This is a genomic window from Acidovorax facilis, assembly GCF_050626955.1.
Classification (GTDB): domain Bacteria; phylum Pseudomonadota; class Gammaproteobacteria; order Burkholderiales; family Burkholderiaceae_C; genus Acidovorax; species Acidovorax facilis.
Genome location: NZ_CP192460.1, coordinates 203,807 through 222,287 on the forward strand (window position 1 = coordinate 203,807; position 18,481 = coordinate 222,287).

Annotated in this window: 17 protein-coding genes; 9 read left to right on the forward strand and 8 right to left on the reverse strand. The window is 64.5% G+C overall.

The features are described from left to right. Nucleotides 1–18: 18 nt before the first annotated feature. Both ACQ4MJ_RS00930 and ACQ4MJ_RS00935 read left to right on the forward strand, forming a co-directional pair. On the forward strand, nt 19–1,569 hold the full coding sequence (locus ACQ4MJ_RS00930; RefSeq protein ID WP_431150722.1) for a benzoate-CoA ligase family protein: 1,551 nt from the start codon (nt 19–21) through the stop codon (nt 1,567–1,569). An 8-nt stretch (nt 1,570–1,577) separates the two neighbouring features. Next, the gene (locus tag ACQ4MJ_RS00935) at nt 1,578–2,393 is read left to right on the forward strand and encodes an alpha/beta fold hydrolase (RefSeq protein WP_431150720.1); all 816 of its coding nucleotides are present in this window, start codon (nt 1,578–1,580) and stop codon (nt 2,391–2,393) included. A 49-nt stretch (nt 2,394–2,442) separates the two neighbouring features. Here the strand turns inward: ACQ4MJ_RS00935 and ACQ4MJ_RS00940 are convergent, their stop codons facing one another. Further along, nucleotides 2,443–3,135, reverse strand: coding sequence for a Crp/Fnr family transcriptional regulator (locus ACQ4MJ_RS00940; RefSeq protein ID WP_228896186.1), 693 nt, complete (start codon nt 3,133–3,135; stop codon nt 2,443–2,445). A 130-nt stretch (nt 3,136–3,265) separates the two neighbouring features. On the opposite strand from ACQ4MJ_RS00940, the gene ACQ4MJ_RS00945 reads away from it, so the two are divergent. The 4 genes from ACQ4MJ_RS00945 (at nt 3,266) to ACQ4MJ_RS00960 (ending at nt 8,243) form a co-directional block, all read left to right on the forward strand. Next, nucleotides 3,266–4,186 carry a 3-keto-5-aminohexanoate cleavage protein gene (locus ACQ4MJ_RS00945; protein WP_431150718.1) on the forward strand — a complete coding sequence of 307 codons (921 nt, stop codon included), beginning with the start codon at nt 3,266–3,268 and terminating at the stop codon, nt 4,184–4,186. A gap of 40 nt (nt 4,187–4,226) precedes the next feature. Next, the gene (locus tag ACQ4MJ_RS00950) at nt 4,227–5,219 is read left to right on the forward strand and encodes a Bug family tripartite tricarboxylate transporter substrate binding protein (RefSeq protein ID WP_431150717.1); all 993 of its coding nucleotides are present in this window, start codon (nt 4,227–4,229) and stop codon (nt 5,217–5,219) included. Nucleotides 5,220–5,230: 11 nt separating this feature from the next. Then, nucleotides 5,231–6,172, forward strand: coding sequence for a 3-hydroxyacyl-CoA dehydrogenase NAD-binding domain-containing protein (locus tag ACQ4MJ_RS00955; protein ID WP_431150715.1), 942 nt, complete (start codon nt 5,231–5,233; stop codon nt 6,170–6,172). Nucleotides 6,173–6,443: 271 nt separating this feature from the next. Next, a complete protein-coding gene (locus ACQ4MJ_RS00960) occupies nt 6,444–8,243 on the forward strand; it encodes a feruloyl-CoA synthase (RefSeq protein WP_431150713.1) in 1,800 nt (599 codons plus the stop codon). A gap of 140 nt (nt 8,244–8,383) precedes the next feature. On the opposite strand, the gene ACQ4MJ_RS00965 is transcribed toward ACQ4MJ_RS00960, so the two are convergent. The 3 genes from ACQ4MJ_RS00965 to ACQ4MJ_RS00975 all read right to left on the reverse strand — a co-directional run bounded on the left by ACQ4MJ_RS00965 (nt 8,384) and on the right by ACQ4MJ_RS00975 (nt 9,381). Beyond that, nucleotides 8,384–8,857 (reverse strand): HU family DNA-binding protein, encoded by a 474-nt coding sequence (locus ACQ4MJ_RS00965; protein ID WP_121421155.1) that lies wholly within the window; start codon nt 8,855–8,857, stop codon nt 8,384–8,386. Between the two features lie 256 nt (nt 8,858–9,113). Then, entirely contained in the window at nt 9,114–9,278 is a 165-nt protein-coding gene (locus tag ACQ4MJ_RS00970) for a hypothetical protein (protein WP_199727071.1), read from the reverse strand. After that, nucleotides 9,247–9,381 (reverse strand): hypothetical protein, encoded by a 135-nt coding sequence (locus ACQ4MJ_RS00975; RefSeq protein ID WP_255424299.1) that lies wholly within the window; start codon nt 9,379–9,381, stop codon nt 9,247–9,249. Before ACQ4MJ_RS00975 ends, ACQ4MJ_RS00970 begins: the two co-directional genes overlap by 32 nt. 181 nt (nt 9,382–9,562) lie before the next feature. On the opposite strand from ACQ4MJ_RS00975, the gene ACQ4MJ_RS00980 reads away from it, so the two are divergent. Both ACQ4MJ_RS00980 and ACQ4MJ_RS00985 read left to right on the forward strand, forming a co-directional pair. Next, the gene (locus tag ACQ4MJ_RS00980) at nt 9,563–10,573 is read left to right on the forward strand and encodes a M14 family zinc carboxypeptidase (RefSeq protein WP_121421154.1); all 1,011 of its coding nucleotides are present in this window, start codon (nt 9,563–9,565) and stop codon (nt 10,571–10,573) included. A gap of 13 nt (nt 10,574–10,586) precedes the next feature. Then, nucleotides 10,587–11,351, forward strand: coding sequence for an alpha/beta fold hydrolase (locus ACQ4MJ_RS00985; protein ID WP_306554962.1), 765 nt, complete (start codon nt 10,587–10,589; stop codon nt 11,349–11,351). A 52-nt stretch (nt 11,352–11,403) separates the two neighbouring features. Here the strand turns inward: ACQ4MJ_RS00985 and ACQ4MJ_RS00990 are convergent, their stop codons facing one another. From ACQ4MJ_RS00990 to ACQ4MJ_RS01000, 3 genes are all read right to left on the reverse strand, one after another. Next, nucleotides 11,404–12,045: a hypothetical protein gene (locus tag ACQ4MJ_RS00990; protein ID WP_306554960.1), complete on the reverse strand. Its 642-nt coding sequence runs from the start codon at nt 12,043–12,045 to the stop codon at nt 11,404–11,406. A gap of 165 nt (nt 12,046–12,210) precedes the next feature. Next, nucleotides 12,211–13,527: an SPOR domain-containing protein gene (locus ACQ4MJ_RS00995; protein WP_431150708.1), complete on the reverse strand. Its 1,317-nt coding sequence runs from the start codon at nt 13,525–13,527 to the stop codon at nt 12,211–12,213. Nucleotides 13,528–13,726: 199 nt separating this feature from the next. Next, nucleotides 13,727–14,707 carry a YcjF family protein gene (locus ACQ4MJ_RS01000; protein ID WP_431150705.1) on the reverse strand — a complete coding sequence of 327 codons (981 nt, stop codon included), beginning with the start codon at nt 14,705–14,707 and terminating at the stop codon, nt 13,727–13,729. 294 nt (nt 14,708–15,001) lie between these two features. Between ACQ4MJ_RS01000 and ACQ4MJ_RS01005 the strand changes: the two genes are divergently transcribed. Then, nucleotides 15,002–16,525 carry an AMP-binding protein gene (locus ACQ4MJ_RS01005; protein ID WP_431150703.1) on the forward strand — a complete coding sequence of 508 codons (1,524 nt, stop codon included), beginning with the start codon at nt 15,002–15,004 and terminating at the stop codon, nt 16,523–16,525. Nucleotides 16,526–16,603: 78 nt separating this feature from the next. Here ACQ4MJ_RS01005 and ACQ4MJ_RS01010 read toward each other — a convergent pair whose 3' ends face one another. Further along, complete coding sequence (locus ACQ4MJ_RS01010; protein ID WP_431150701.1) at nt 16,604–18,352, reverse strand: hypothetical protein; 1,749 nt, start codon at nt 18,350–18,352, stop codon at nt 16,604–16,606. Nucleotides 18,353–18,481 lie beyond the last annotated feature (129 nt).

An 18,481-nucleotide genomic window follows, 5' to 3' on the forward strand; every position in this document is an offset into this window, starting at 1 on the left:
CAATACGGAGACATCCCCATGACCAGCCTGCCAGAGCGATTCAATTTCGCCGAACATCTGTTCGACCTGAACCGGGCGCATGCCGAGCGCACGGCCTACATCGACGACCGGGGGCGCCTGAGCTATGGCGATCTGGAAGACCGCGCCCGGCGGCTGGCCAGCGTGCTGGCTGAGGCGGGGGTGCGGCGCGAAGAGCGGGTGCTGCTGCTGATGCACGACACCAGCGACTGGCCCGTGTGCTTTCTGGGCTGCCTGTATGCAGGGGTGGTGCCGGTGGCGGTCAACACCCTGCTGACCGCAGACGACTATGCCTACATGCTGGCGCACAGCCGGGCGCAGGCGGCGCTGGTATCGGGGGCCTTGCTGCCTGTATTGTCCGAGGCCATGGCGCGCGGTCCTCATGAAGTGGGCACGCTGCTGGTATCGCTGCCGGTGGGCAAGCTGCATGCGGGCGCCCGCGATCTGGAGGCGGCCTTGAACAGTGCGTCTCCGTTGGCCGCACCAGCGCCCACCGGCGCGGACGACCCGGGCTTCTGGCTTTATTCGTCGGGCTCTACGGGCAAGCCCAAGGGCACGGTGCACACCCACGGCAACCTGTGGTGGACGGCCGAGCTGTATGGCAAGCCGGTGCTCGGCCTCACCCAGCAGGACGTCTGTTTCTCAGCCGCAAAGCTGTACTTCGCATACGGCCTGGGCAATGCGCTCACCTTCCCGCTGTCCGTGGGCGCCACCGTGGTGCTGATGGCCGAGCGGCCCACGCCCGATGCCACCTTCAAACGCTGGGTGGACCACCAGCCTACGGTGTTTTTTGGCGCCCCCACAGGCTTCGCGGGCATGCTCGCATCACCCCGGTTGCCAGCGCGTGCTGCGGTGGCGTTGCGCATGTGCTCCTCGGCGGGCGAGGCGCTGCCCGCAGAGATCGCGCAGCGCTTCAAGGCGCACTTTGGCTGCGACATCATCGATGGCATTGGCTCCACCGAGATGCTGCACATCTTTTTGTCCAACCGCCCGGGCGACATCCGCTATGGCACCACCGGCAAGCCCGTGCCGGGCTACGAGGTGCAACTGCGTGGCGAGGACGGCCAGAGCGTGCCCGATGGCGAGGTGGGCGACCTCTACATCCGGGGCCCCAGCGCTGCTTTGATGTACTGGAACAACCGCGAGAAGACGCGCGACACCTTCCAGGGCGGGTGGACCAAAAGCGGCGACAAGTATGTGCGCGACGCGGACGGCTATTACACCTACGCAGGCCGCAGCGACGACATGCTCAAGGTCAGCGGCATCTACGTATCGCCGTTTGAGGTGGAGGCCACGCTGATGCAGCACACCGCCGTGCTGGAGGCCGCCGTGATCGGCAAGCAGGACGCAGACGGCCTTACCAAGACGAAGGCGTTTGTGGTGCTCAAGGATGGCAAGGCCGCGACGCAGGACGAGCTCAAAGCCTTCGTGAAGGAGAAACTCGCGCCCTACAAGTACCCGCGTTTCATCGAGTTCGTACCGGAGCTGCCCAAGACCGCCACGGGCAAGATCCAGCGTTTCAGGCTGCGCGAGCTGGAGTCCCGGGCGTGAACGGGGGCATGCGCGGTAGTACCAGCGGGGGCAGCGAATGGGCCGCCATTGACTGGCGAGGTCGGCCAGTGCGGGTGGAATACCAGTGGATTGCGCCAGAGCGCCGGTCTGCACCTTTGGTGGTGTTCCTGCACGAGGGGCTGGGGTCGCTGGCGATGTGGAAGGACTTCCCGCAGCAGCTGTGCGAGGCGGGAGGCTTTCGGGGTCTGGTGTTCTCGCGGCCGGGGTATGGGCGTTCCACCCCACGGGCGCCCGATGAAGCCTGGGGTGTGGACTTCATGCACCGGCAGGCGCGGGAGGTATTGCCTGCTTTTTTGAAGGCTGTGGGCGTTAACGAGCCGCCTTGGTTTTTTGGCCACAGTGATGGCGCATCCATTGCCTTGCTGTACGCATCGATGTTCCCGCAGAGGGTCAGCGGTCTGGTGGTGTTGGCGCCCCACCTCTTTGTGGAGGATGTGACCATCCAGAACATCGAGCAGGCGCGGGACGCCTACCAGACCACCGACCTGCCCCGCACGCTGGGCCGTTACCACGACGACCCGGACTCCGCTTTCTGGGGCTGGAACCGCATCTGGCTCGACCCGACATTTCGCGCATGGAACATCGAAAAAGAGCTGGGCACCGTGCGTGTGCCCGTACTGGCTGTGCAGGGGCTCAATGACGAGTACGGCACGCTGGCCCAGATCCACGGCATTGCTGCCCGCGTGCCCGGAACACAGCTGCTGGAACTGTCCGATTGCGCGCATTCACCCCACCGCGATCGTTCCGACGATGTGATCGCTGCGACCTTGGCGTTCGTGATGGCAGCAGGCCGAAATCCGTGAACACCCGATAGGCCTGCACACCTGCGCCCGTCGAACGCCGCGCCGGCCCTCATTCCACTCTGCGGCGCAGTTCTTGCAGGTTCACCACAGTGATACCGCCGTACTCGATCTGCAGCACACCCTCGGCCTCCAGGCGCTTGAGTGCAGCGTTGCAGCGCTGGCGCGAGACACCGGACAGATTGGCGATTTCCTCCTGCGATACCTGCAGGTGAGGGTCGCTGCCAGGGTGCAGCCAGGGATGGAAAAGACCTGCCAGCGCCCGCGCCACCTGGCTGTCCGTGTCCAGCAGGTGGTGGGCCGTGAAATTGCCCAGAAACCAGTGCATGCGCTCGTTGATCTGGCGCAGCAGAAAGTGGTCAAAACTGCGCTGGGTGGCGTGCAGCCATTCAAAGGTGTCCACGGGTAAAAGCGCAACCCGGCTGGGGCGCAGCGCAATGATGTCCGCCGTGCGCGGCACGCCACGCAGCAGGGTTCCTTCACCAAACCAGCTGCCTGCAGAAAGACCGCCGAGGGTCACCGAGCGCCCGTTGTCCGAGGTCACCGTCCACTTGAGCAGTCCTTCAACGGCACCGTACCAGTGCAGGGGTACGTCGCCGCGCCGGCACAGGGCGCTGCCCTGGGCCACTTCGACTTCACGCAGGTCGTCCAGGACGCGTCGCTGTGCGCTCTCGTCCAGCAAGGGAAACCAGGCTGAGTTTTTCAGGAGATCGGCGACCGTCGGCGGCGCCAGTTTGACCAGCATGGTGTGAGGCTCCAGAGTGAAGGAGAAAGGCGTCCTCGTATACCCTGAGTCCAAATGTCATCGCGATGACTGAGTATGCAGACGCTAAAAAAAATAATGGGTGCATTACCATTTTCCACCAGTCCATGTCATGACAAAGCGCAAAGTCATCGTCACCATCGCTCCCACCGGTGGCATGGCCCACAAGTCGCAGAACCCGCACCTGCCCACCCAGCCCGGTGAAATTGCCGACGATGTGCAGCGGTGCTGGAACGCAGGGGCCAGCGTGGTGGCCATCCATGCGCGGCGCCCGGATGACGGCGCCACTTGCAACGCAGATATCTACCGCGACATCAACACCCGCATCCGGGCCAAAGGCTGCGACATCGTCATCAACAACTCTACCGGCGGTGGTGTGCATGGCGACATGGTGCGGCCGCTGTCCGGTGACCGCTGGGAGATCGCCTGGGAAGAGCGCATCAAGGGCATGGATGCGGGGGCCGAGATGTGCACCCTGGATGCCACCACGCTCAATCTGAGCTTTGACGGCCGCGAGATCCTCATGGACACCCCGCTCAGCAAAGGGCGCGAACTGGCACTGGGCATGAAGGCACGCGGCATCAAGCCCGAGTGGGAGGTGTTCAGCCCCACACACATCCTGCAGGATGCCACCACCTTGATCGATGAGGGGCACGACGAGGGCCCGCATTTCATCAACCTCGTGATGAACGTGCACCGCAGCTTCCAGAACGCCATGCCGTATTCGCCGCGCTACCTGCAGATGATGGTGGACACCCTGCCGCGCAACAGCATCTTTTGCGTGAGTGGCATCGGCCCCTCGCAGCTCGAAGCCAATGTGGCGGCGCTGCTGCTGGGTGGGCATACCCGCGTGGGGCTGGAGGACAACCTGTATTTCCGCCAGGGCGAACTGGCCACCAATGTGCAGCTGACGGAGCGCATCGTGCGCATCATTCGGGAGCTGGACATGGAGCCCGCTTCGCCGGCAGAGGCCCGCGCCCTCATGGGTCTGCCCCGCGCAGGCGGCGTTCGCCCCGCCTTTGCGATCGATTGAGTTGTTGCGATTTCACCCACCAAGAAAGAGGAGACAGATGATGCAGACACGCCGCCAATTCATGAACCACCTGGGCTATGCAACCGCGCTGGGGACACTGACTCCCTGGAGCGCGATTGCCCAGACGCTGGAGCAGGTGAAGATTTTCTACGGCTTCCCGGCGGGCAGCGCGGGTGACAGCGTGGCGCGCAGGGTGGGTGAGAAGCTGGCGGGTTCGTCCTATACCCGCAATGCCGCCGTGGTGGAGAACAAGCCCGGTGCCGGCGGGCGCATTGCGCTGGAGGCGCTCAAGGGCGCCCCCACCGATGGCAGCGTGCTCACGCTGTCGCCGTTTTCCTGCACGTCCATCTATCCGCACATCTACAGCAAACTCAGTTACGACCCCACGAAAGACTTCGTGCCGGTGTCCATCGCCGCCGTTATGCACCATGGGCTGGCCGTGGGGCCGCTGGTGCCAGCCTCGGTGAAGAACGTGAAGGACTTCCTGGCCTGGGCCAAGGCGAACCCGGGGCAGGCCAACTACGGCTCGCCAGCGGCGGGCTCCACCCCCCATTTCATCGGTGCGCTGCTGGGGCTGAACAACGGTGTGGACCTCAAGCATGTGCCCTACCGGGGCTCCATTCCCGGTGTGACCGATGTGGTGGGTGGGCAGATTGCCTCCATGGTGACGCCCAGCGGCGACTTCATTCCCAACCACAAGGCGGGCAAGCTGCGGTTGATCGCCACCTCTGGCCAGGCGCGTTCGCCGTTTTCGCCCGAGGTGCCCACCTTTGCAGAGCAGGGCTTCCCCGAGCTGACGACCGAGGAGTGGTTTGGCTTCTACGCACCCGCCAAGACACCGGCCAGCGTGGTTGCAGCCGCCAACGCTGCCATCAACATGGCGATCAAGGAAAAGTCGGTGATCGACAGCCTGGCTGTGGTGGGCCTGATTGCCAAGGGCTCCACCGCCGCAGAGATGGCCGCATCGCAACAGGCGGAGGCAGATCGCTGGGGGCCTCTGGTCAAGAAGATCGGCTTCACGGCCGAGTCCTGAAGGGCACGGACATGGATGCTTCCGTGAACCGGGTGGCGGTGGTCGCCACTGGCGTCATTGGTGCAAGCTGGGCTGCGTATTTTCTCGCCCGGGGGCTGAACGTGGATGCCACAGATCCTTCTCCGGGGGCCGAGCAGCGCCTGCACGATGCCGTGGCGCTGCACTGGCCGGTGCTCCAGCGGCAAGGGCTTGCGCCGGGCGCCAGCACGGCAAGGCTGTGCTTTCATGCTCGGCTCGAGGACGCCGTGGGGCAGGCGGACTTCGTGCAGGAAAACGGGCCGGAGCGGCTTGACTTCAAGGTGGATCTGCTGCGCGGCATAGACGAAGCCGCCCCGTCGCATGCCATCCTGGCTTCCAGCTCTTCAGGGCTCTCTGTTACGGCCATGCAGGCCCAGTGCAAACACCCGGAGCGCGTGGTGCTGGGCCATCCGTTCAACCCCCCGCACATGATCCCGCTGGTGGAGGTGGGCGGAGGCGAAAAGACATCGGCCCAGGCGATCACTACCGCGATGGATTTCTACACCGCCATCGGTAAGCGCCCCATCCATGTTCGGCGCGAAATCAAGGGGCACATTGCCAACCGCCTGCAGGCGGCGCTGTGGCGGGAGGCGTTTCATCTGGTCCACGAGGGGGTTGCCAGTGTGAGCGACATCGACACCGCCATTGCCCATGGCCCGGGGCTGCGCTGGGCGCTGATGGGGCCTTTCATGAACCTGCACCTCTCCGGTGGCGAAGGTGGAATCGCCCATTTGCTCGCGCACCTCGGCGGCCCCATCGAAGACTGGTGGCAGGACCTGGGGGCTCCGCAGATGACGCCAGCGCTGCAAAGCCGTGTCGCTGACGGCGTTACGCAGGCGCTTGGAGGGAGAACCAGTGCGGAACTGGTGGCTGCACGCGACGCCTTGCTGGTAGACCTTCTGCGTGCCAAGCAAGACGCCCGCGTCCTGGACTGAGAGCGGCTAACAGAACCCTTCTGGCGTTGTTGCCGCGTCTTGCCGTACTACCCGTACTGCCTGCGACGCAGCGCCCGGCCAGAACCGCTTCGCTGAGTTTTGTTCGCCGGTCTGAATCCGCTATTGCACCGTGCGGTCCTGCCGCATGGGTTTATTCGACGGGTTCAACCAAGCGCTTCCAGCAGTGGTGCTGCGCGCCGCCGCGCCGCTGGTTAGCGCTGTTTTGCCCATTTTTGTTGCTGCCCCAAGAACACGAGAGATCACCCACACCATGCACCCCGAATTTCTTGGCGATGAAAACCAAATCGCACCGCCCGCCACGGTGTTGGTCCATCAGGACGACGGCTCGTTCGTATTGCGTTCCCCCGTGGCGCTGGGCGCGTATGCGCGCTGCGTCGGTGAATGGGTGGAGCAGTGGGCGCGCGAGACACCCCACGCGCTGGCCTTGGCGGAGCGTGACGAGACGGCCGAGCACTGGCGCACCCTGACCTATGGCGAATTGCGCCAGGCTGTGGGCGCCGTTGCGCAGTCATTGCTGGACCTGAAGCTGCCGGCGGGCCGCCCCATCGCCATTCTTTCCGACAACGCGGCAGACCACGCGGTGCTCATGCTGGCGGCGATGCATGTGGGCATCACGCCCTGTTCCTTGTCGAGCGCCTATGCACGATCCCGAGACCCGGGCCGCCTGCACAGCATGCTTGCGGTGCTGGAGCCTTCGCTGGTTTATGCATCGGACGCCTCGGTCTACGCGCCCGCCCTGGCGGGGTACGCGTCCGATGCCGTCAAGGTCTTCAGTCGCCATGCCGAGGCCGTGCCTGGCGCCTTGCCTTTTACTCAACTGCTCGCGGGCGTGGAAAGCCCGGCCGTGTCGCAGGCGTTTGAGGCCATCCAGCCCGACGACCCTGCCAAGTACCTTCTGACGTCGGGCTCCACGGGCCATCCCAAGGTGGTCATCAACACCCACCGCATGCTGTGCGCCAACCAGCAGATGATGGCCCAGACCTGGCGGTTCCTGGCCCACGAAAAGCCTGTGCTGGTGGACTGGCTGCCGTGGAGCCACACCTTTGGCGGCAACCACAACCTCAACATGGTGCTGTGCCATGGGGGCGCGCTCTACATCGATGAAGGGCGGCCCGTGCCAGGGCTTATCGAGAAGACGGTGCGCAACCTGTGCGATGTGAAGCCGACGATGCTCTTCAATGTTCCGCGTGGTTTCGACATGCTGTTGCCGTTTCTGGAGGCAGACGCCGCGCTGGCCGCTGAAATCCTCTCGCGCATGCGCCTGGCGTTCTATGCCGCGGCAGCGCTGGCCCCTTCCACCTGGCAGCGGCTGGAGGCCGTGGCAGCACGCGTGCGGCCCGCGTCGCCGCTGTGGCTGACCACGTCCTGGGGTTCCACGGAGACATCGCCCGCAGTGACCAGCGCCCACTGGCGCATGGAGGGCGCTGGCTGTATCGGTGCGCCGTTGCCCGGGCTTGAGCTCAAGCTGGTGCCCAACGGCAGCAAGCTCGAAATGCGGGTCAAGGGTGTGTCGGTGTTTCCGGGCTACCGCAATGCACCCTCCGAGACGGCCGCCGCGTTTGACAGCGATGGCTTCTACCGCATCGGTGACGCAGGCTACCTGGTGGACCCCGCGCGGCCGGAGTGTGGCGTGGTCTTCAACGGCCGGGTGGCTGAGGATTTCAAGCTCTCCAGTGGGAGCTGGGTGTCAGTGGGCACGCTGCGGGTGGAACTGGTGTCCGAGTTGGCACCCCTGGTGCAGGACATCGTGCTTACGGGCCACAACCGGGACGAAGTGGGCATGCTGGTGTTTCCCTCTGCCGCCGGTGCAGCGGACCGTGCGCGGCTGGACGACGCCCTGCGCGGTGTCATGCAGGCCCGCCGCACTGCTGGCGCGGGTTCATCGCAGTGCCCCGCGCGTGCACTGGTGATGGCGGCGCCGCCCGACCCCGATGCTGGAGAAATCACCGACAAGGGCTACATCAACCAGGGCGCTGTGCTCTCGCGCCGTGCAGCACAGGTCGAGCTGCTGCATGCCAGCCCTGCTGCCCCCAACGTGATCTCAATCTGACGGGGTGCCGTGGCAGCGCCTTCTGCGGCTTTTCGAGTCCACCCGTAAAAAAGGACCCGCTGCCTTGGGCAACAGGTCCTTTTTTTGCGGAGAAGGAATGATGGGGCATCACCCCGTCACGCCCTTCGCAGCGGCTGAGATCAGACCGTGGCGTCCTTGAGCTTCTTCAGCGCGCGGGTCTTGATCTTCACGGCTGCAGGCTTGGCGGGGAACCAGCGCTCTTCACCGGTGAAGGGGTCTTTGCCGAAGCGCTTCTTCTTGGCGGGGATTTGCTGCAGGCCGATTTTCATGAGGCCGGGCAGCGTGAATTCGCCGGAGCCCTTCTTGTGCACCGAACCCAGGATGGTGGCTTCGAGTGCGGCCAGCACGGCCTTGGTGGCCTTGGGTTCCACACCAGCCTGCTCGGCCAGATGGGCGATCAGCGTGGTCTTGTTGAAGGCAGTCTTGATCGGCTTGATGCCTGCAGCCACAGGCTTGGCCACTGGTGCGGCGGCCTTCTTCGCTGCGGGGGCTGCAGCCTTCTTGGCGGCAGGTGCCGCCTTCTTTGCAGCAGCAGGTGCTGCCGCCTTGACGGCCTTCTTCGCGGGCGCTGGAGTCTTTTTTGCAGTTGCCATGATGGTGATTCTTCTTTGTTCAGAGTTGCAATATGCCTCCCCCCAATGAAGGGAAGGTGCGCAATTTTAGGTGCGACTGCGGCATACCGTGCAAAAACGAAGACCCGCCAGCATTAGAGGCTTCTGAGAAGGGCTGTAGAAAGACGCTGCGAGTGAGGGGCCGTGCGCAGTTGGCGTCTGCTGAAGGCCGTGTGTGCTGCGTGCGATCACGCGCTCGCATAAATGCATGCGCGCATGTGTCCGTCTTGCTGCTGCGTCAGCGGTGCGCAGGGGTCTCGTGGCGTTGGCGCCACTGGTGGTAGCGCTGGCGCTGCAGCGCCAGCAACTCCACCAGACCCCAGGCCAGCGCACACCCGAGGGTGCCGCACAGCAGGACGATGCGGTGCACCTCAGTCCTGCGCTGCAGCTGCGGCGTCTTCATAGTGGGTCCATCCGTCGGGGCTGGGCAAATCGAAGCTGGGCCAGCCCGGGGCATCGAAGAGTTCATCCAGCAGCCGCTGCAGTCCGAGCAATCTCCAGAGCATGATCGTGTGCCTCTTCGAAGGGTTGTGTCTGCGGGCAAGTTAACGCGCTTGTGTGACAGTTCCGAGTCGTTTCGCCGAATTCACACAGATGCGTCATGGCGCTGTTGGCGCGTGCGGGCCGGGGCTATGCTTGCTGCCTATCGCCTTGCTGCACGGTCCCACGCCTCCATCGCCATCCACCATGAACACGCTGCCCGAGTTGCTGGCGCTCGAAAAAATCATCGAGCTGGGGGCACCCCATCTGCAGGTGCAGGTGGTTCGGCAGGTGCAGCTGGCGTCGGGCCACAGCTTTCCGATCCATGCCATCGGCGTGGGCAACCCGTCGCTGGACGTGCCTGCCATCGGCTTTTTCGGAGGCGTGCATGGGCTGGAGCGCATCGGCGCCGAGGTGGTCATCGCCTACTTGCAGAACGTGGTCATGCGGCTGCAGTGGGACACCACGCTGCACCGCCAGCTGGAGCAGATGCGCCTGGTTTTCATGCCGGTGGTCAACCCGGGTGGCATGTGGGCCGCCACACGCGCCAATCCGCGCGGGGTGGACCTCATGCGCAATGCACCGGTCGATGCCACGGACCGCGTGCCGCCCTGGATCGGCGGGCAACGCATCAGCGCGGGGCTGCCTTGGTACCGGGGGCGCGCGGGCGATGCCATGGAGGCCGAAAGCCAGGCGCTGTGCGAGGTGGTGGCCCAGGAGTTGCTGGCGCGGCCCTTCAGCATGGCCATCGACTGCCATTCGGGGTTTGGCGTGCGTGACCGCCTGTGGTTTCCGTTTGCCCACACGCGCAAGCCCATTGCGCACCTGGCCGAGTTGCATGCGCTGCAGGAGATCTTTCTGCAGGCCCACAGCCACCACCAGTACGTCATCGAGCCGCAAAGCGCCCAGTACCTGGCGCACGGCGACCTGTGGGACCACCTGTACCTGCAGGCCTGCCGCGAGGCGCCCACACACACCTTCCTGCCGCTCACGCTGGAGATGGGGTCGTGGCTGTGGATCAAGAAGAACCCGCGCCAGCTGTTTTCGCGCAACGGCATCTTCAACCCGCTCATCAACCACCGCCAGCAGCGGGTGCTGCGGCGCCATCTGTCACTGCTCGATTTTCTGGCCCGCGCGGCCTGTAGCCACGAGCGCTGGGTGCCAGCTCCCGAAGCGCGGGCGCAGCGCAGGGCGGATGCCCTGGCCGCGTGGTACTGAAGAGGTGTTCCCCATGCACCATCCATGGATTCTGCTCAGAGGCCTCACGCGCGAGGCCGCGCACTGGGGCTCGTTTGTCGAAGCGTTCGAGCACGCCCTGCCGGGTGCCCGCGTTGTGGTGCAAGACTTGCCTGGCAATGGCCTGCTGCACCGGGCCGTGTCGCCCGCCACGGTGCGGGGCATGGTGGACGCCTGCCGTGCCCAGCTGGCCGCGCAAGGTGTGCGGCCACCTTTTCGGGTGCTGGCCATGTCGCTGGGCGCCATGGTGGCGACCGAGTGGGCGCGGGTGGCGCCTGAGGAGCTGGTGGGCTGTGTGTTGATCAACACCAGCCTGTGGCCTTTTAGCCCCTTCTACCAACGGCTGCGGCCACGCAATTACGCCGCATTGCTGCGCCTCGCTTTCGGAGGGAGTCCGTCGGAACAGGTGGAGCAGGAGGTCTTGCGCCTGACCAGCAACCGCGCGCTGCACCGACAGCAGGTGGTGCCAGGCTGGGTTGCGATACGCAGGCAGCGCCCGGTGTCGGTTGCCAACACATTGCGCCAGTTAGCGGCTGCGGCCCGCTACCGCGCTCCAAAGAAGCCCCCCTTGGCCAACATGCTGCTGCTGGCAAGCCGCGAGGATGGGTTGGTGCATGGCCAGTGCTCGCAAGCCATCGCCAATGCCTGGCATGTGCCCGTGGCGGTCCATCCTTGGGCCGGGCATGATCTGCCGCTGGACGACCCTGGCTGGGTGATTGAAAAGATCCTGGGCTGGGTGGCAGCAGACTCCAGGAGTTGATGAAGGCAGGGCCGCGCGCCCCTATGCACCCGAGAGGGGGCCGCTCAGTCCATCAAGCCTGGCGAGAACTGCGAAGTCTCCAGCCCGCAACGCCGACCAATGCTGCCAGAACCGCCATCGCCCATGGGTTGTTGACGGGAATGGACGACGCGGCACCGCCTGTTCCGTCCAGGGAATACGTAACCGGGCCGCAGTTCACCCCGGGGGCATTGGCCACGCCAGAAAGAACCATGGTCATGGCGGTGTTCGCCGGGACCGAGAAGGTTTGGTCAAAGGCCTGCGAAGAGCCGAAGGACCACTGATACCCGCTACAGATGCTGGATGGATTGAAGGCGCCGACGTGGAACGTTACAAAAACGCCTGTGCCGCAGGTTTGCGGATCGACGATAGCCCGCAATGAACCGCTGCCATTGGTCTGGAAGGGAACGGTCGTGTATTGAAAGTTACCCGAACTGAACGTTGAGCAGGCATCACCCGGCGTACCTGAGCGGAAAAAACGGGGTGACATGGTGGATTCTCCGCCTGTCAGGGACAGGGAGCCCGCGCTGATGGCCGCTGCGACCATAGGGCTCGGCATGGACACGCTTCCACCGGATGCGATACCCCCCACATCGTCGACCTGTGCGCCAGCCACCATGATCGGTGCCAAAACCCCTACTGCCAACACTTTGGAAAGCGACTTCGCGAAAGACATGCGTGACCCCTGATTTGGAATGTGAAGATAACCTGCTGTTACATATGTTATGAGTTTCCTATCGAATGGAACAGCGAATTTTTACCAATCAGGCGCTGCACGAAGAGGGAAGCAGGCACCGCGCAGCCGCTACCTCCAAAGAGCTCAAGGTACGCGGTACCCATCTCATTGCTTGAAAACCACAGCTTCCAGCGCCATCGCCCGGATCGACGCGGCTGCAGCCTCTGCCTTCGCCCGGCTTTCATAGGGCCCCACGCGCACGCGGATGCGGCGGCCCTTGGCGTTGTTCAGCTCCTGGCGAAAGGCGGGTAGCCCTTCGTTGAGCAAGCGAGCCTGGGCCTTGCGGGCGTTGGCCTCGTCGGCAAACAGGCCCACGTTGATGTAGTAGCCCGCCGCCGTGCCCACGGTGGGGAGAGGGGCTGAGGATGCTGGCGCAGCGGCCGAAGCGGAGGCTTTGGGCGTTTTGGCCTTGGCTGCAGAGGCCGCGCGGCTGGCGGGCTCGGCGGGGGGCGTTGTCTTTGCAGAGGGCTTGGGGGCTGCCGTGGCGGGCGCTGAAGAGGGCGTTTTGGACACCGTGGAGGCTGCAGAGAGCGTAGCCGGAGCGGGGCGGTTGGCCTCAGAGGATCGCGCTGGCGTGCTGGCTGGTGTTGCGGCCTTTGGCGCGGGGGTTGCCGGGGCCGCAGACTTGGCGGTGGGCGGGGCCGCTGCCGGTTTCGCTGGGTCAGGAGCCGAGGCGGTGGTGGCGGGAAGGGCTGGGGTAGGGGGCTCTTGCGCAGGAACCGGAACAGGTACGGGTGAAGGCGCCGCCGTAATAGCAGCGGCTGGTGCAGAAGCCGCAGCGCTGGGCCGGGACGCCGCCGCCGTGGCTTGCGCCACCGTTACGGCAGGCTCCAGGGCCAGCGGCTTGGTGTCTGAAGGGGCCCATACCAGGTATGCCAGCGCGGCTGCGGCCACCAGCACCAGGTTGGCCAGCACCAGTGCCTGCAGCCGCTTGCGTGAGCTGGCCTGCTTCTCCAGCAGCACACAGGCCTCGGGCAGCGTGCGTGAGGCTGCCAGCGCGCGGGCCACCCGTTTGCGGATGTCGGCATACAGGATGGCGTTGCCATACAGGCCCGGCACCGCAAAGGCCAGCATTGCAAAGGCGCCCAGCACGCCCAGTTCCACGCCCGGCGGCCATTGCAGGAACGTCCGGCCGATGCCATACACGATGAGCGCCAGCCCTTCGGCCGCCGCCAGGTAGACCAGCGCGGGGGTCCACAACTGCCGGAACAGCATCCAGTTGAGGGTGGCCAGGCAGGCCGCCCAGTTCCAGGTGGTGGTGGTGCGGCCCGTGTTGTCAAAGCGCTCGAAAACGGCCATGTAGTAGGCCGTGTTCACGGGCCCCAGTGCCAGCCGGGACAGCGCCGTCATGGCGTTGTCGGACGGTGAGTCGAGCGACATGGCCGGGATGATGGAGGCGACAGGGTCCGTGTGGTCGAGCATGGGCCGATTCTGTCATGGGCCGATGTTTGCGCCACCTGGTTTGCGCGCGGGTCAGCGCGGGCGCAACGCTCTGGCCTGATTGCGTTTGGCCCACGCGGGCCTCGCCACTGGATTATGATTAAAAATGGCATCTGGCGCTTATCTGTTAAGCGCTGGTAGCTATTAATAATATAGCGTTTGCCGCAGTGGCTGTGGCGTGTCAGGCACCGCGCACCATCGCCATGATCTTCCCCGCGTCCAGCGTGGCGGCCTTTTGCTGGATCTGCGGTAGGTACTGCGACTGCATCTGCTTGGCGGGGCCCAGCAGGTTCTGGAAGGTCTCGCGCAGCATGGCCGTGCTCATGACCCGGCCCCCGGCGTAGTAGCGCTTGGCCACCTGCCCCAGCGCGTAGGTGGTGGCAAACGAAAACGCCATGCCGGTGGCGGCGCTGCCCAGCCCGCCGATGGTCCGGCCCGCCGCTTTGCCCAGCAAGCCGCCGAGCAGCTTGCGGCCAAACTGCTCCAGGTACTGGGACGTCATGCCCACGCCCGCAGCGGCGATGAACTCCTTGATGTGGCCCTGGTCCAGCTCTACGCCATGGGCCTTGCCAATGCCGTACACCATCTTCACCTGCATGGGAATGATGGCCATTGACGCCCAGGACTGCGGCAGCAGCTCCAGCGCACCGTTGAGCAGCGCGTAGTTGAGGATGGATTTGTCCAGCTCGGCATCCAAAGCACTGCTGGGGGCTGCGGCGGCTGCTGCCACTGGGATCGCGATGGGCGCGGACACAGGCACGGATAAAGGCACGGCCTTTTCGGCCACATCCACGATCGCATCGGCTTCCCGGTCAAACGCGTCGGTCTGCGGTGCGCCCAGCTGCAGCGCCGCCTTCAGGCTGCTCAGAAACTCGCGTTCTGCCGCCGTCTGGCGGCCATCCACGTCGCACACACACACGGCCATCTCGTAGGCCAGCTGGCGGTGCATGGGGTCGCTCAAGGCCTGCACCGCCGCCTGCACGCTGGTGCGCCGCAGCAGCACGTCCTGGTAGATGCGTGGAAGGTCCGCCATGCCTGCGTCGCCCGCGAGCGACTGGGCAATGCGGCGGATCTCTTCGCGCTCGGCGTCGTCCTTGTTGCCGTCCGCAAACGCGGCCAGGAGGGCGATGCTGAGAATGGATTTTTGCTGGTCCAGGTTCATGGGGTGTTGCCTGCAAGGCGTTGGGTAAAAACGGTGGTGCGCTCGCCTGGGTGGGCTGGCCGCGCGCATGGGATCAGATGCAGTCTAGGCAACGGAGTTTCAACGCCACAGCCTGTGGGGATTTGGACGCGCGTGGTAACTGGGTGTTTCGGGGGCGGGCCGGGTTATCCCTTGGGTATTTTGGCGACTGTGCGCCAGCGCCCGGCGTGCCTACAGTGCCTGCAGTGCCAACAGGTCTCCACGGCTGTGGAGGCGGCTGACCCTGAAAAATCCCCTTGTTGTGGAGTGCACACTATGAACATCGCCCACCTGCTGCGCCGCAGTGCTTTGCTGCATGCCCACCAGCCCGCTGTACTCCAGGGGAGTGACGTGCTGTGGTCCTACGGCGACCTGGGCGCACGCGCTGCCGCCTTGGCCGCCTATCTGCACACGCAATGCGGCGTTGCCCCCGGTGACCGAGTGGCCATCTACGCCGCCAATGCGCCCGAGTACCTGGAGGCCCTGCACGCCATCGTGTGGGCCGGGGCCGTGTCGCTGCCGGTCAACTACAAGCTGCATGCCAAAGAACTGGCCTACGTGCTGGCCGACTCCGGCGCGCGTGTGGTGCTGGCATCGCAGGCGTTGGCACCGGCCGCGCGCGAGGCCGGGGCGGCGGATGCCGGTCTGCTGGTGTTCGGCTCCGAAGCGTACCGCGCCGCCGTCACGCACGCGCTCATGGACGTTTGCGACCGCGCACCCGAGGATGTCGCCTCACTGTTCTACACCTCCGGCACCACTGGCCGCCCGAAGGGGGTGATGCAGACCCACCGCAATCTGCTGGCCATGACGGCCTGCTACTTCACCGACGTGGACGATGTGCTGCCCGGCGACGCCATGGTCTACGCCGCGCCCATGTCGCACGGCGCTGGCCTCTACAACTACGCCCAGGTGCTGCGCGGCGGGCGGCATGTGGTTCCGCTGTCGGGTGGCTTCGAGCCTGCGGAGCTGGTGCAGCTTGCGGCCAGCGTGGGCCAGCTCACGTTGTTCGCTGCGCCCACCATGGTGCACCGCCTGGTGGACCATGTGCGCGCCACGGGTGCCGACGTGAGCGGCTTCAAGACCATCGTCTACGGTGGCGGTCCCATGTATGCCGACGACCTGCGCAACGCGCTGGCCGTGATCGGCAACCGCTTCGTGCAGATCTACGGCCAGGGCGAAAGCCCCATGACGATCACGGCCCTGTCGCGCGCCCAGCTGGCCGACCGCAACCACCCGCGCTGGGCCGAGCGCATGGTATCGGTCGGCGTGGCGCAGTCGCTGGTGGAGGTGCGTGTGGTCGATGCTGCAGGCCAGCCGATGCCCACAGGCGAGACCGGGGAGGTGGTGGTGCGCGGCGACACCGTCATGCCCGGCTACTGGAACAACCCCGAAGCCACGGCGCAGACGCTGCGCGATGGCTGGCTCTACACCGGCGACATGGGCGCGCTGGATGCCGATGGTTTCCTCACCCTCAAGGACCGCTCCAAGGACGTGATCATCTCTGGCGGCTCCAACATCTACCCGCGCGAGGTGGAGGAGGTGCTTCTGCTGCACCCCCAGGTGCGCGAGGTGGCCGTGGTGGGGCAGCTCGATGCGGAATGGGGCGAGGTGCCTGTGGCCTTTGTGGTGGCGGAGGAGGGCGTGAGCCCGGATGCACTGGACGCGCTGTGCCTGGCCCATATAGCCCGTTTCAAGCGCCCTCGGCTGTACCGCTTTGTGCAGGCTTTGCCCAAGAACAGCTATGGCAAAGTGCCAAAGACAGCACTTCGAGAGATGCTCTCGGCGGATCGAACGGGTTAGCGCGGGTGTTCGGCGTCTTTGTCAGTTTGCGCAGCAGAGAACGCACGGGCGCTGCGTCAACGAAATTATTCAGCGGTGCTAATCCGTGGCCAAGCTTCCCAGCACCATTCCGCCCCATTCCTGCAGCTGCTTTTGTTTCTCGTCATCCGTCAACTGGTTCGCATCCTGCTGCCGTTTCAATTGCTTCAGCAAGGGCAGCAAATCTGTCTGCTTTGACTGCACATGAGCTGGCTCTGCCGTGTTCTCGGTGATCTTGTTGTTTTCCACCTTGAGGACATGCAGCGATTGCGAGGCGGCCTGCGTGATCAGTGCGCGCACAGGCTCATCCTTCTCGTAGCCTAGCTCTACCTGCGTGCTGCTGCTGTCTTCCACCTTTTCGTAGGAATAGTTCTGGGTTGCAGAGTCTGATGTCAACTTTGGTGCTGCTCTTGAGTGCAGCGATTGGTGATAGGCGGCAGAAAGCTTGGCGGACTGGGTCTGTATGAAGCCGCGGTTGCTGGGTGATGATCCGGAGACCTGAGTGGACTGTTTGAGTGTGTATTCGAAGGTGTCAACCTCTTTGGTGCGGCGCGGATTGGACGCACGGCGGGTTGCGGTAATCGATGCATCAAAGTCCGCCAGGCCGGTGAGCAGGCTCTTGTCGCCTTCACTGAAGGCGTTGGCGTCGCGCGTCAGATCGACCGGGTCGCCAAAGCTGATACTGGCGCTGCCTGACCTCCCAGGGGAGTTTGCCGATTCATAGCCGCCGTTCAGGGCGGCGAAGCTGGACTTGAACAGGTCAACCAAGCCGCTGTCTGCATGCCCGCGCTCTGCTGCCTTGTCGATGCGGCTGAGGTACTGTCGCACAGCGTAGGCCTTCTGGTCTGCGGTGCCCCATAGCGCGGGCTGCCGCAAATCGGTTTTCATTCTTACGGTGCCTTCAGGGCTCTTGAGTTCAATCTCGCGGGTTTTGGCGTCTGCGCTGATGTTGGCACCGAGCTTCAGGATGCGGACGCCATCCTGGTCCACCCCATAGATATCCACCTTGAATTCCAGCTTGGTGAAAAGCTTGCTATCGAACTTCAGCAGACCGTCCAGCCGCAGCACAGGGGATTCAGCCGTCAAGCCCTCGATAGCAAGATCGAAACCTTCTGCCAGAGATTGGAGTGCGTCCTTTTCCTGCTGCGTAAGGTTGCCATCCACCTCGATCTGCACAGCGATGCCAGAGCCTGTGGCGCGTTGCTCCCGCTGGTCGGCTATGGAGATCCGCACCGTGGCGCCAGATTGAGTGGTGATGGCAAATGTCGCACTGGCGCTGGGGCTGGATTGAATGCCCCACATAGCGCCAGTAGCCTTGCCTTGAATTTTGTCGGGCGAACTCACTGCACCCAGGTTCACCACAGTCTGACGGTAGCTCGAGCCGGTGCGGGCGGCCTGCTCTATCAGGGCAGACCCCAAACCGGCAAACCGCGCCTTTTCCGTCGTGGCGCTCGCGTTTCGGCCGATGATCTGATCCACAGCGGTCGTCGGTGTCTGCTCCCATACCTGCATTTGCCGGCTGCTGGTCTGCGATGGGGCGATTGCTTCGTAGGTGACGTCGATCGACTCCATCGCCGAGGGCCACTGGGTAACGTGCAGAAACCGGGTGTCACCCATCGTCGAAGGCACGGCTTCCGGGATGGCAGATGGAGTGAAGTTTGTGACGCTGTTGCGGGTCACGTCCGGCGATACGGCGCTCGCTATCGGCACGCGTGAAGAAGCCTGCGCAGAGGCCGTCACCGATGCTTGGGTGGAATTTCCTGACGGGCTCCAGCTTGTGGAAAGAGGGGAGAGGCTGATCGCACTCATTCAGGATATTTCATAGCTGTCTGACGGATATCGGCAGAAACGAGGAGGACTGAAGCCTGGCGTTCTGCGCTAGCGTGCAACGCCACACTAGATAACACTGGGGCAGGAAGCGGGCGCTTCAGGGGCACA